The following is a 12,702-nucleotide window of genomic DNA, read 5'->3' as shown; positions in this document are numbered from 1 at the left end:
GCGCGGGCGGCCGTCTCTCCTTCCCTGTCGCTGCCCCCCGATTTCGCGGCACAGGTTGTGCGCTGGCAGCGCAGCCATGGGCGCAGCGAGCTACCGTGGCAGAACACGCGCGATCCGTACCGCGTCTGGCTTTCGGAGGTGATGCTCCAGCAGACCCAGGTCACGACCGTGTTGGGCTACTTTGCGCGCTTTCTCGAGCGTTTCCCGGACGTGGCGGCGCTGGCCGCCGGCACCGAGGACGAGGTGTTCGGCCTGTGGAGCGGGCTGGGCTACTACAGCCGCGCGCGCAACATGCACCGCTGCGCGCAGGAGGTGGTCGCGCGTTTCGGCGGCGCCTTTCCGCACACCGCCGCCGAACTCGTGACCCTGCCCGGCATCGGGCGCTCCACGGCGGCTGCGATTGCGGCTTTCTGTTTCGGCGAGCGCGTGGCCATCCTCGATGGCAACGTGAAGCGCGTTCTGACGCGCGTGCTCGGCTTCGACGGCGACATGTCGTCTGCGGCGCAGGAGCGCGCGCTGTGGGACCTCGCCACGCAGCTGTTGCCGCCGGACGGCCAGCGCGAGGCGGTGGCGCACTACACGCAGGGCCTGATGGACCTGGGCGCCACGGTCTGCCTGCCGCGCAAGCCCAGCTGCATGATCTGCCCGGTGAACGCGAGCTGCGTGGGCCTGCGCCAGGGCGCGCCCGAGCGCTACCCGGTGAAGACGCGCAAGCTCAAGCGCAGCGCCCAGTCGCTGTGGGTGCTGCTGGCGCGCGACGCGCAAGGGCGCGTGTGGCTGGAGAAGCGGCCCGCCAAGGGCATCTGGGCGGGGCTGCATTGCCTGCCGGTGTTCGACAGCCACGATGACCTGCTCGCGGCCCTGCCGTCGGGCGCGGCGCATGACACGCAGGACCTGCCACCCTTCGTGCACGTGCTGACCCACAAGGACCTGCACCTGCACCCCGTGCTGCTCCAGGGCGTCCAGCCGCAAGGCGAGGGCGCGCGCTGGGTCGAGGCGCAGGAGTGGAGCCGGCTGGGCCTGCCCGCCCCGATGCGCAAGCTGCTGGAAACCACCGAGGCCTGAGCGGCCTCCGCCGCCGTCAGGCGTCGAGTTCGCGATGGCGCTTGAGCGCGCCCCAGCGGGCACCGAAGGCGCGTGCCAGCTGCTCGACCAGGAACACCGACCGGTGCTGCCCGCCCGTGCAGCCGATGGCCACCGTCACGTAGCTGCGGTGGTCGCGCGCCAGCGCGTCGAGCCAGTGCGTCAGGAACTGCTCGATGTCGTCGAACATGCGCGCCACCTCGTCGTGCTCGCGCAGCCATTGGATTACTGGCTCGTCGCGGCCCGTCAGCGCGCGCAGCGCCGGCACGTAGTGCGGGTTGGGCAGCATGCGCACGTCGAACACGTAGTCGGCATCGAGCGGCACGCCGCGCTTGAAGGCGAACGACTCGAACACCAGCGTCAGCGCGTTCTGCGGCGCCGAGATCAGCCCCTTGATGTAGCTCTGCAGCTGTGCGGGGCGGATGAGGCTGGTGTCGATCACGTCGGCGCCGTCGCGCAGGTCGGCCAGCAGCTCGCGTTCGAGCTCGATGGCCTGCACCAGCACGCGGTGCTGCTCGGGCACGTCGGTGCGGCTTTCCTGGCGCGAGAGCGGGTGGCGCCGGCGGGTTTCCGAATAGCGGCGCAGCAGCGCGTCGGTGGTCGCGTCGAGGAACAGCGAGCGCAGCGAGACGCCGTCGGCGCGCAGCGCCTCGAGCTGCTGCGGCACGATCGGCAGCGACACGCCGCTGCGCACGTCCATCGCGATAGCCACGCGCGTGGCCTGCTGCTCATGCTGCAGGGCGATGAAGGCCGTGAGCAGTTCGGGCGGCAGGTTGTCGACGCAGTAGTAGCCGGCGTCTTCCAGCGCGTGCAGCGCCACCGACTTGCCGGAGCCCGACATGCCGGTGATGAGGACGAGGTCGAGATTCATGTTCATGGGGCGGTCGCCGGCGTCTTGTGGCCCAGCATTTCGCGCGCGTGGGCCAGCGAGGTGGCCGACACCTTTTCACCGCCCAGCATGCGGGCGATTTCGCGGGCGCGGTCGTCGGCGGCCAGGCGCGACACGCCGCTTTCGGTGCGCGGGCCGTCCGTGCCGGCCGCCGTCGTCTGGCGCTTGGCGACCACGAGGTGGTGGTCGGCGCAGGCCGCCACTTGCGGAAGATGGGTCACAGCGAGCACTTGGCGATCGCGGCCGAGCTGCTTCATGAGGCGGCCCACGGTTTCGGCAACGGCACCGCCCACGCCGGCATCGACCTCGTCGAAGATCAGCGTCTGTGCGGCGCCCAGTTCGCTGGTCGTCACGGCGATGGCCAGTGCGATGCGCGAGAGCTCGCCGCCCGAGGCCACTTTGCCGATGGCGCGCGGCGTGCTGCCGGCGTGGCCGGCCACCAGGAACGAAATTTCTTCGAGGCCGGCGCGACCGGGCTGCGCCAGCGGCTGCAGTTCGACGTCGAAACGCCCGCCCTGCATGCCCAGGCCCTGCATCGCCTGCGTGACGGCCTGGGCCAGGCGCGGCGCCGCCTGCTTGCGGATCTTGCCGAGGGCCTTGGCTTCCTTCATGTAGGCCTGCTGGGTGTTCTGCTCGGCACGTTCCAGGCCTTCGAGATCGCTTTGCGCGTCGAGTGCCTGCAGCTCCGCCTGCCAGCCGGCCAGCAGCGCGGGCAGCTCGGCGGGCGTGCGCTTGTAGCGGCGCGCGAGCGACATCCATAGGCCCATGCGCTCGTCGAGTTCGGCGAGGGTCTTGGGATCGGTGTCGGTGTCGCGCAGGTAGCCGTGCAGCGAGTGGGCCGCATCAGAGGCCTGCGCCACGCAGGACGCCAGCACCTCGCCCAGCGTGCGGAACTCGGGCTCGATGTGTTCGCAGTTCTGCAGCAGCGTCGCGGCGCGCGTGAGGGCGGCGAGGGCGCCGTTGTCGTCGTCTTCGAGCGCCTGGCTTGCGCCCTGGGCCGCGTCGATGAGCGCCTGCGCGTTCGAGATGCGCGAGTGGTGGGCCGAGAGTTCGTCCCACTCGTCGGCGCCCGGCGCGAGCTTCGCGACTTCGGAAATCTGCCATTGCAGCCGCTCGCGCTCGCGCTGCAGCGAGTCTTGCGCCGAGCGCGCGTGTTCGAGCGCCGAGAGCGCCTGGCGCCAGCTCTGCCAGGCGGCGTCGAGTGCGTCGGTGCGCGCGCCGGCGTAGGCGTCGAGCAGGCCGCGCACGGCCTCGGGGCGGGTCAGGCTCTGCCAGGCGTGCTGGCCGTGGATGTCGAGCAGGCGGTCGCCGAGTTCGCGCAGTTGCGTGGCGGTGGCGGGGCTGCCGTTGATCCAGCCGCGGCTGCGTCCCTGCAGGTCGACCGTGCGGCGCAGCAGCAGGCCGTCGCCAGCCTCGAAGCCGCCTTCGTCGAGCCAGCCGGCCAGCGCCGGGTCGGCGTCGAACTCGGCGCTCACGTCGAGTCGCTCGGCGCCTTCGCGCACGGCGCCGGCGTCGGCGCGGTTGCCCAGCGCCAGCTGCAGTGCGTCGATCAGGATGGACTTGCCAGCGCCGGTTTCCCCGGTCAGCACCGTGAAGCCGGCCGACAGATCGAGTTCAAGGGACCGCACGATCACGAAGTCGCGCAGTGCGATGCGTCGCAAAGCCATCTCAGTTCGTCCTCAAGCTGGGGGCGTGGTCCTTCATTCAGGAGCCCCCTTCGTTCCAATGGAGTTTTTTCCGCAGCGTGTCGAAATAGCTCCAGCCGCGCGGGTGCAGGAAGCGCACCCGGAAGTCGGAGCGGCGCACGACCACGCGGTCGCCGATGGCGAGCGAGGCGAGCGACTGCATGTCGAAATTGGCGCTGGCGTCGCGCCCGCTCACCAGCTCGATCACGATCTCGTCGGCGTCGGGCAGCAGCACGGGGCGGTTGGACAGCGTGTGCGGTGCGATCGGCACCATCACCCAGCCCGGCACCGCCGGATGCAACAGCGGCCCGCCGGCCGACAGCGCATAGGCCGTCGAGCCCGTGGGCGACGCGATGATCAGCCCGTCGGCGCGCTGGTTGGCCACGAAATGGCGGCCCACCGACACGCGCATCTCGACCATGCCCGAGGTGGCGCCGCGGTTGACCACCACGTCGTTCATGGCGAGCGCGTCGAACACCACGGCTTCGTCGCGGAGCACCTGCGCGTGCATCAGGCTGCGGTGGTCTTCTTCGTATTCGCCGGCCAGCATCGGGATCAGCGTGGCCTGGTAGTTGTCCAGCGGGATGTCGGTGATGAAGCCCAGCCGGCCGCGGTTGATGCCGATGAGCGGGATGCCGTAGCACGCGAGCTGCCGGCCGATGCCGAGCATGGTGCCGTCACCGCCGACCACGAGGCCGAGGTCGCAGCGCTGGCCGATTTCTTCTACCGACAGCGCCTGGTAGCGCGGGTGCGGCGGGGCGTCGGTGTCCTCGCAGGACGAACGCTCCACGAACACCGTGCATCCCTGCGATTCGAGGAAGGCGCCGATGCCCTCCATCACGCCGTCGCGCGCATCGGCTTGCGCCCGGGCGCCGGAAGCCTGGTATTTGCCGATCAGGGCGACGTGACGAAAGCGTGAGGTCATAGCTCACAAATTACAACACTAAAATCTTGCAATGCTGGACGACCGTGCCAAGTTGCTGTTGAAGACGCTGGTCGAGCGTTACATCGCCGATGGGCAACCCGTCGGATCACGCACGCTCTCGCGTTCGGCGGGGCTGGATCTCTCGCCTGCGACCATCCGCAACGTCATGTCCGACCTCGAGGCGCTGGGGCTCATCGCCAGCCCTCACACCTCGGCCGGACGCGTGCCGACCACGCGCGGCTACCGGCTCTTCGTCGACACCATGCTGACCGCGCAGCGCGAGCAGATGAGCACGCCGAGCCTGGCGGCCGACCAGCCGCAGAAGGTGATCGCCAACGCCGCGCACCTGCTGTCGAACCTGTCGCAGTTCGTGGGCGTCGTGATGGCGCCGCGCCGCGCCTCGGTGTTCAAGCAGATCGAATTCCTGCGCCTGTCGGAGCGGCGGCTGCTGGTGATCATCGTCTCGCCCGACGGCGACGTGCAGAACCGCGTGATCTTTCCGGAATCCGACTACTCGCAGTCGCAACTGGTCGAGGCCTCGAACTACATCAACGCGCACTTCGCGGGCCTGACGATCGAGCAGGTGCGCGACCGCCTGCAGTCCGAGGTCGAGAAGCTGCGCGGGGAAATCGCTGCGTTGATGCAGGCCGCGGTGCAGGTCAGCTCCGAAGTGCTCACCGACGCCCAGGCCGACGACGTCGTGATCTCCGGCGAGCGCAACCTGCTGTCAGTGACCGATTTTTCCAGCGACATGGGGCAGCTGCGGCGTGCCTTCGATCTTTTTGAAGAGAAGGCGCAGCTGATGCGGTTGCTCGACGTGTCGAGCAAGGCCGAGGGCGTGCGCATCTTCATCGGCGGCGAAAGCCAGGTCGTGCCCTTCGAGGAGCTGTCCATCGTCAGCGCCAACTACGAGGTCGACGGCCAGGTGGTCGGCACGCTGGGCGTGATCGGCCCGACCCGCATGCCGTACGACCGCATGATCCAGATCGTCGACATCACGTCGCGGCTGGTGAGCAACGCGCTGAGCCACCGCAAGTAAGCGGCCGCGCGCGGCGCATAGAATCGGGCCCGCGTGGGCCGTTAGCTCAGTTGGTTAGAGCAGCGGACTCATAATCCGTTGGTCGATGGTTCAAGCCCATCACGGCCTACCACCGAAGCCGCGTTAATGCTGAGAAGTCCGCTATTCAAAAGATAGCGGACTTTTTTCATGGCCGATCCGTTGCCAGATTGTTGCCAGATTTGGTCCGGATGCTGCTGCATTCAACCGCACTGCGCCGCACGTTTCGTCGCCAGTCCGGACTGTCGGCAACTTGCTCGCATCGGCACTTGTGGGGATGGTTCTGGCTATGCGCAGTCTTCCTGTTCTTCGTTGACCTTCAGGACTTCCCCGGCAGCGCGCTGAATCGACGCGGGGCTCAGCCTCGGTTGCAGCCGTTCGCATGCCGCCAAGCCGTCGACGATCAGCACCCTTGCCGCCCCCTGGATTTCGTTCTCAGCCGACAGCCCCACTAGCGCTTTCGCAGCGTCGTGCACGGCACACAAATCGGCGTCATCTCCATCAATTCCAGCGTCCTCGCATGCGGAGACCACTCCGTAGATGATTGCCCCGGCTTGTTGCACGAGAGCCTGAGCATCGTCGCCGATCAGCGCATGAATGCTGGCCTTGACATGATCGGCCTGCCAGGCTCGACGAATTTCGGCCTTTTGGAACAGGTTCAATCCCGTTACTGGTTTGCGACGAGTTCCCTTTCGCACTTTCTCCACTCCCCTAGAAGATTGCGTTCAACGAGTGGAGCTTACTGTGGGGAACGACGACGAAGCTGTGTGGTGGTGAGCAAGCACTCAGATGACCGCTCTGGAGCCATGCGAATGTCGCAAAGGGGCCCAAAGCGGAAGCTGAGACAGCTCCGAAATGGACGTTCACGCCGCTGGTGACTGAAGATCGAACACCGACGGCGACGCTGCGATCGCACGTTTGCAGACCTCGATGGCTACCGCGTTGTGCCTCAGCAGGCAGCGTGGGGAGCGCAATGACCTGTGCTGAAGCACTCGCAGACGTGTAGAGGCGTCAAGCCTCAAGTGACTGCTTCGCGACCATGACGAAACCAACTACAGTCGGACATCTCCAGGCACCGGCGAGATCTCGCTGAAAAGTATGGCCAAACTCTATCCAAGCGCAAAGATAGATGCAGTTCTTCACTTCGTTGAAGGTGCCGTCTCGGTCGGTCTTATTTCTGGGGCAGCCGTGGCTGCGGCCATTGGCCAGTTGATTCTGGGAGGCATCCTGACCTTGTTGGCGATAGGCATGTTCTTGCGCTTCAAGCGGGGTCGAGTCCACAAGTAAAAAGCTTGGCCAGCGATCGAGCCTTCGCATTCACCCCCTGAGTGACTTTACAAAGAGTCAATCAAGCGGAATCTCGGAGCACTAGTGTCCTTCTCGCGTTTGCTCATCTGGCTTCTTGCTTTTGCGTCGTACGGCGCATTCGCTTACGTCGCATGGAGTTGGTTCACCGGAACGCCGATTGGTGCGTTGGGTATTGGTTTTTACTTTGCTATTTTTTTAGGCACCCCTTGCTTAGTAGGCCATGCGGGCCACCTGTGGCGAAAGAACTTGTTGCTCGGCGCTACTCGGTTCGAAGCTGCCATCTGTATCGCCTTTCCGATCTCAGTCCTGTGCCTCGGAGCCGCCGCTCTGCTCTTTGGTAGATGAGCTGGCAAGCCTCAGATGGTAGAGCGCTCGGGTAACGTCTCTAGGCGGCCGATTGTGTTGAAAAACTCTCCCGAATCCCCGTAGCTGGCTTGCAGTTTGCATGCGCTTCGTGATCGATGGAGGTATGCATCATGATGGGTCAAGGCACCGCTCAAGATCAGTTGTTCTACGCATTCAACCTCGACGATCACGTCCCGCGTGATCACCTGCTTCGAGGCGTTGATCGCTTCCTCGATCTGAGCGAGCTACGCCAACATCTTGCGCCGTTCTACAGCCACACCGGCCGGCCATCGATTGATCCCGAACTCATGATCCGCATGCTGGTCATCGGCTACTGCCTGGGCATCCGATCCGAGCGCCGGTTGTGCGAGGAAGTCCATCTCCACTTGGCCTACCGATGGTTCTGTCGCCTGGGCCTGGAGGACAAGGTGCCCGACCATTCCACTTTCTCCAAGAACCGGCATGGCCGCTTCCGCCAGAGCAATGCATTTCGATTCGTCTTCGAGGCGGTGCTGCACCGCTGCATGACCGAAGGGCTGGTGCAAGGGGAGGGATTTGCCATCGATGCCAGCGTCATCAAGGCCGACGCTAACCGCGCGCGCAATGTTCCTGCCTCCGAGGTTGCGCAGTGGCGCCAAGGCACCCAGTGCAGCCGTGCGGTGCGCGAGTACCTCGAAGCGCTGGACGCCACTAATCCGGTTGCCGACGGTGCGCCCGAGGTGCCGCACGACACGCAGGCACCATCCAGGAACATCTCTCCGACCGACCCGGCTGCGCAATGGACCGCAGCACCGGGTGGTCCGGCCTTCTACGCGTACTCGACCAACTATCTGATCGATCTGTCGGCCGGCATCATCATGGACGTGGAGGCCACGCCTGCGCATCGCACACCGGAGGTCGACTCCACCCGAACCATGATCGATCGGGTCGAAGAGCGCTTCGACATCAAGCCGCGACGGCTTGTGGGTGATACGGCGTACGGCACTGCACCGCTGCTTGGTTGGATGGTTGAAGACAAGCAGATCGAACCTCATGTGCCCGTGTGGGACAAGACGGCCCGCAAGGACGGCAGCCTGTCGATCGGCGAGTTCGAGTGGGAACCAGAGCGCAATGAGTACGTATGCCCCGAAGGCCATGCGCTGCGTAATGAACGACGCCGATTCACGATCCCGCGCAGCCACGTCACGAAGGCCGACACGGTGATCTACCGAGCGAGTCAGTCAGACTGCGTCGGCTGTGCGATGAAAGATCGGTGCTGCCCGAACACGCCATTCCGCAAGATCGCGAGAAGCGTCCATGAAGGTGCACGCGAGACGGCACGATCCATTGCAAGGACACCGGAGTACAGCCAGTCACGCAGGGATCGCAAGAAAGTGGAGATGCTGTTCGCGCACCTCAAGCGCATCATGAAGCTGGATCGGCTCCGGCTTCGCGGGCTCAGTGGTGCGCAGGACGAGTTCCTGCTGGCGGCTACAGCCCAGAATCTGCGGCGGATGGCCAAGTGGTTGATGCCAATTGAAGGACATGCAGCCGTGAAAAGCGTGTGAGGTGAACGCAGCGGCGTGCTGCGCGCTCTCGCTTCGTTAACTCGATTGCGAATCCTGTGCGATCGCCAACGCAGGCAAGATTCGAGGCGAGTTTTTCAACACAATCGGCCGACTGTAGCCGGTCGCGCCGCCGTCGTGAACGGGCCCACAGGAGTCAGTCGACGTTCGAAACGTCCTGCCCGATACCTGCCGGTCGGCGCAGATGCATGCGACCGGCAGTTGCCGCCGCAGAACCGAAGGCCCCGCAAGCTGGCTCGCGGTTCGAGCGCGACCGCAAGTTCGACGAGCTGCGGCCGGCGGGTCATCGCGGGCCCGGCTCCAACTCGACAAAGTATGGCTACTGGCGGGCATTGCTCACGGTCAGCGTCGGCGCGGCACATACTGTCCCTCGAAGGTCTTTCGCACAACTGATGCGGGTGGCAGATGAGACGCAGCTTGCGGTCAAGCGTGCTGGGCGCAATGGGGTTGCGACGGGGAACTTCAGTGCGGAAGACTGAGCTGGGGACTGCGACTAAACTGGGCCGATGGCCGCCTCTCTCGTCCTCGCCAAGACCTTCAAGTCTTTTGCGGATTTGGCGGCGGCCTACAAGGAAGGCGTCGACTACAGCATCAAGAAGCGGTCCGGCCTCCACCCGCACATCGCAGTGGTAGCGCCGCACGGCGGTGCTATCGAACCGCCGACCTCGCAGATTGCATCGGACATCGCTGGCCAGGAATTTTCCTGCTACCTGTTCGAGGGTATTCGGAAGTCCAATAACTATAAGGCACTGCATCTCACCAGCGAGTACTTTGACGAGCGAAAGTGCCTTGAGCTCATAGCTGACTGCGACCAGGTCGTTACCGTTCATGGCTGCAAGGAAGGTGAGGTGGAAGTTCTGCTCGGTGGCCGTGACAAAGCGCTTGCGGTGCTTATCGCTGAAGCCCTCGAAGCGGAGGGCGTCCGGGCCAGGCTAGAGGGGCACGATTTCACCGGCACCGCCTCAACCAACATTTGCAACCAGGGCAAGAGCAAGGCCGGTGTGCAGCTGGAACTGACGGAGGCATTGCGCGAATCACCAGATGCCGTAGCCGGCGTCGTGAGAGCGGTTCGTAGGGTGCTCATGCAAGCAGCCGGCATCGGCGCCTGACGCGTTCAATGCCCAATCAAGCGGCTGACGGCTTTCGACGCAGCGCTCAGGAAGGTCACGTCGTCGCCATCGAGGTCAGCCTGGCCAAGGTGCTTCCAGATGGCGATGGCCGAGCACACCAACAGGATGGCGACGCCGGCCCACTGACAGGGCGATATGAAGCGGTGCCACATGACCTGGTCCAGCAAGTTCGCGAAGGCCGCCGCGGCTGGGCCCTTCAGGGTGGCCTTACGGTCCGCGATCCAGGCCATCATGCAAGCCGGTAACGCCGCGTAGAAGACGGCGAAGCCAATCACGCCCGTCCAGAGGGCACCGACGGGGCCGAACCTCGCGGCGATGTGTGCGGTGTCGTCCACCGCAGAGGAAAGGCTGTCGCGGCGTCGACGGCGGTAGGGACGCCTGCTCACGCGGCCTCCTGCGCGGGTCCGGCCGACCGCTTCTCGGCTTGAACGAAGGCCGTCTGTAGCCCTTGGTAGGGGGCAGGTGCTGCGCCAGTGCGATGACGCAGGCTCTTCAGCTGCACGTCCAAGGTGGAGTAGACCAAGCCGCCGTGGAGCGGGCGAATCACCTCGGACAAGGCCAGCACCGCTGCCAGGACGCCAACAAAAGGCGTGGCCACGGCGCGCGAGGCCAGCAGCGTCATCCCGCAGATGTCGTTGCGCTCGTCAGCCAACTTCTTGTAGGTGTCGTTCAGCTCGGCGGTGGCTTGCGCGGTGGATTCGGCCGTCCAGATTTGGGACGGCAGACGCGAGCCCGGGAAGGTGTGCAGGCGGATATTCCGGAAGTCGCGGTAGCCGCTGCCCAGCCCGGTCTCAACGACCAGCGAGAACTCGGCCGTATCGAGGTCGCGGCGCGCGGCCACATTGTCGACGCCGAAGAGCGCCGTGGTCGGCTCGTCGACGACGACCCGATGTCCAGGGCCGAACCGGCGCTCGACCAGCGCGGTGGTGAAGCCGGCAGCCTCAAGGCGGCTCGCCACTGCCCTGACCTTCGGCTTGAGCAGGTCGGCCGACCACAGTAGCAAGCAGGTGCTGAGGTTGGATTTGGCGGCCTTGTCGAAGTCCTGGAGCACCAGGTGCGGGCGACCGTCGACCGGGTACGGCAGCATACCCAGCGTCCACGCATAGGCTTGACCAAGATGGCCCAGGCCGACCAGCCAAAGAGACTTCGGCAGGTAGGCGAGCTCGGGACCCTCATGCGCGTCGTCGCGCCAGTCGGCAACAGCCAGAGGGGTCCAGAGCGACATGCCGACACTGCGGTGGCCGGCCTCGGCCAGGTCGCCGCGGACATGCATGAAGGCCTCGTTGACGCCCAGCGCCGCGGCGCCGATGCCGGCGAGCGAATTGTCGTCAGCGCAGGGCAGCCCGCCGCCGGCACTGACGGGCGTAATCTCGAAGCGCCAGTGGTCCCAGCTGAGCTGAACGCAGAAGGCCGGCAGCGCTCCCTCGGGGGCGGCGCCGAGCACGAGAGTCGGCAGATTCGTGGTGGCGCTGTTGGCGACGGCCGCACCCAGCTCTTCGGCGACGGCTCGTGCGCCTCGCCCCTGGTACAGCGGGACGTCAAGCGTGAAGCCCAGGTCGCCGTAGACCTCGACGCCGCCAAGGAAGGCGCGCACGGCCGTATTCAGCGCGGTCAAGAAGCAGGCCTGGCCGGCCAGCGTGTTGGCCCAGCCATGGCCGAGGTGGATGCGCAGCCGGTAGCGGGAGAACAGCGCCACAGCCTCCTCGGGAGAGGCGACCTCGCCGGCGTCCAGGGCCATCTTGGCCAGCCGGTGCATGGAATCAGCGTTGAACTCGGTCATTGGAAAACTCCAACATCGGTAAGTCGCAGGAGGCGGTCGACATCGGAGCCCGAATACGAAGCCCAGTGATGGTTGCCTTGGTAGACATAGAGCCCGAGGTCGCACGGGCGCGGGTTACCCTTGGCGAATCGCGGCACTATGAGGGCGATGTGTCCCTTCAACGCGACCATGGGGTTCGTGCGGTCCGAATGGCTCTGGCCGGGCCCGAAGGGGTGCGTGTGGACGTCGGCCACGACGGTCATGCCGGTGGCGCGGCAGACCTCCCAGAGCTTGGCGAAGCTGTCGGCCTTCAGGGACACGTAGTCGTTGCTGAACGCGTCGGGTTGCAGCTGCTCGTAGGGCACGAAGCGCTGGACCATGCGGCCGGCGTCAGTCTTGCGCCCAAGGAGGAAGGCGCCGCTTTCGCGGACGCCGGCGCCTTGCGCACGCAGGTGGGCCATCAGCTCCGCCCAAAGCGCGGCCGGCAACTCAAGCAGGGGCGCAGGCGTAGTCGCGGCTTTGAAGAAGTTCATGGACCACCTCCAGGTAGTGGCTGATGCCCTTGGCGGGCTTCCAGATGAGTTGCGGGTACTGGGCGAACCAGCAGTCGTGGCCGACGATGCTTTCGCGGTCGCAGGGGATGTAGAGCGCATCGCCGTTCTTCCAGCCGGGCTTAAAGGCTAGTTGCAGGCGCTCGCCGCCTTGGGGCCACTTGTCGAAAGTCAGCTTGCTATTCGTCGACAGATCCCAGAACGTGCCCGTGGGCGGCGTCGTCGGGAAGCCGCTGCAGTCCAGGCGCAGCGTGTACTCGCGCCGGTCGCGGGCGATGACGTTGATGTAGGCGAAGGGCCACTCCAGCTTCTTGAATTGCCAGCGGTTGCGGTCTTCGCCCGAAAGAAAGCGCGCCGACGCGAGGTCGGCACGCAGCGATTGCTCGTCCGGTGCCACACCTCGCC

Annotated in this window: 13 protein-coding genes and 1 tRNA gene; 5 read left to right on the top strand and 9 right to left on the bottom strand. The window is 65.7% G+C overall.

Features of this window, described 5'->3' with window-relative positions; translation table 11 throughout:
- Positions 1–30 precede the first annotated feature (30 nt).
- On the top strand, positions 31–1,065 hold the full coding sequence (gene mutY, locus FFI97_RS19630) for an A/G-specific adenine glycosylase (protein WP_185993705.1): 1,035 nt from the start codon (positions 31–33) through the stop codon (positions 1,063–1,065).
- 16 nt (positions 1,066–1,081) lie between these two features.
- Here mutY and rapZ read toward each other — a convergent pair whose 3' ends face one another.
- Genes rapZ through FFI97_RS19615 form a run of 3 tightly spaced genes read right to left on the bottom strand, consistent with a single transcriptional unit; the run spans position 1,082 to position 4,582 of the window.
- The gene (gene rapZ / locus FFI97_RS19625; protein ID WP_095949299.1) at positions 1,082–1,954 is read right to left on the bottom strand and encodes an RNase adapter RapZ; all 873 of its coding nucleotides are present in this window, start codon (positions 1,952–1,954) and stop codon (positions 1,082–1,084) included.
- 2 nt (positions 1,955–1,956) lie between these two features.
- The gene (gene recN / locus FFI97_RS19620; RefSeq protein ID WP_139702595.1) at positions 1,957–3,639 is read right to left on the bottom strand and encodes a DNA repair protein RecN; all 1,683 of its coding nucleotides are present in this window, start codon (positions 3,637–3,639) and stop codon (positions 1,957–1,959) included.
- A gap of 37 nt (positions 3,640–3,676) precedes the next feature.
- The gene (locus FFI97_RS19615) at positions 3,677–4,582 is read right to left on the bottom strand and encodes an NAD kinase (RefSeq protein WP_062476290.1); all 906 of its coding nucleotides are present in this window, start codon (positions 4,580–4,582) and stop codon (positions 3,677–3,679) included.
- 31 nt (positions 4,583–4,613) lie between these two features.
- Between FFI97_RS19615 and hrcA the strand changes: the two genes are divergently transcribed.
- Both hrcA and FFI97_RS19605 read left to right on the top strand, forming a co-directional pair.
- Positions 4,614–5,621, top strand: coding sequence for a heat-inducible transcriptional repressor HrcA (gene hrcA, locus FFI97_RS19610; protein ID WP_139702596.1), 1,008 nt, complete (start codon positions 4,614–4,616; stop codon positions 5,619–5,621).
- Between the two features lie 35 nt (positions 5,622–5,656).
- A tRNA-Ile gene (locus FFI97_RS19605) sits at positions 5,657–5,733 on the top strand.
- A 193-nt stretch (positions 5,734–5,926) separates the two neighbouring features.
- Here the strand turns inward: FFI97_RS19605 and FFI97_RS19600 are convergent.
- Both FFI97_RS19600 and FFI97_RS33650 read right to left on the bottom strand, forming a co-directional pair.
- A complete protein-coding gene (locus FFI97_RS19600) occupies positions 5,927–6,301 on the bottom strand; it encodes a hypothetical protein (protein WP_139702597.1) in 375 nt (124 codons plus the stop codon).
- Positions 6,302–6,650: 349 nt separating this feature from the next.
- A complete protein-coding gene (locus tag FFI97_RS33650) occupies positions 6,651–6,956 on the bottom strand; it encodes a hypothetical protein (RefSeq protein ID WP_185993668.1) in 306 nt (101 codons plus the stop codon).
- A 467-nt stretch (positions 6,957–7,423) separates the two neighbouring features.
- Here FFI97_RS33650 and FFI97_RS19590 point away from each other — a divergent pair, with 467 nt between their 5' ends.
- Entirely contained in the window at positions 7,424–8,839 is a 1,416-nt protein-coding gene (locus FFI97_RS19590; protein WP_139701439.1) for an IS1182 family transposase, read from the top strand.
- A gap of 524 nt (positions 8,840–9,363) precedes the next feature.
- Positions 9,364–9,966, top strand: a complete 603-nt coding sequence (locus FFI97_RS19585; RefSeq protein WP_139702599.1) for a poly-gamma-glutamate hydrolase family protein — start codon at positions 9,364–9,366, stop codon at positions 9,964–9,966.
- Positions 9,967–9,971: 5 nt separating this feature from the next.
- Here FFI97_RS19585 and FFI97_RS19580 read toward each other — a convergent pair whose 3' ends face one another.
- Genes FFI97_RS19580 through FFI97_RS19565 form a run of 4 tightly spaced genes read right to left on the bottom strand, consistent with a single transcriptional unit; the run spans position 9,972 to position 12,694 of the window.
- The gene (locus FFI97_RS19580) at positions 9,972–10,322 is read right to left on the bottom strand and encodes a hypothetical protein (protein ID WP_144004487.1); all 351 of its coding nucleotides are present in this window, start codon (positions 10,320–10,322) and stop codon (positions 9,972–9,974) included.
- Positions 10,323–10,369: 47 nt separating this feature from the next.
- Positions 10,370–11,767 (bottom strand): thiamine biosynthesis protein ThiF, encoded by a 1,398-nt coding sequence (locus FFI97_RS19575; RefSeq protein WP_139702601.1) that lies wholly within the window; start codon positions 11,765–11,767, stop codon positions 10,370–10,372.
- A complete protein-coding gene (locus tag FFI97_RS19570) occupies positions 11,764–12,279 on the bottom strand; it encodes a Mov34/MPN/PAD-1 family protein (RefSeq protein ID WP_139702602.1) in 516 nt (171 codons plus the stop codon). Before FFI97_RS19570 ends, FFI97_RS19575 begins: the two co-directional genes overlap by 4 nt.
- The gene (locus FFI97_RS19565; protein ID WP_139702603.1) at positions 12,236–12,694 is read right to left on the bottom strand and encodes a hypothetical protein; all 459 of its coding nucleotides are present in this window, start codon (positions 12,692–12,694) and stop codon (positions 12,236–12,238) included. Before FFI97_RS19565 ends, FFI97_RS19570 begins: the two co-directional genes overlap by 44 nt.
- Between the last annotated feature and the right edge of the window lie 8 nt (positions 12,695–12,702).

This window comes from Variovorax sp. KBS0712 (assembly GCF_006323185.2).
Taxonomy (GTDB): domain Bacteria; phylum Pseudomonadota; class Gammaproteobacteria; order Burkholderiales; family Burkholderiaceae_C; genus Variovorax; species Variovorax boronicumulans.
Note: the sequence above shows the minus strand (reverse complement) of the source record. Positions and strands in the feature narration are given on the sequence as shown.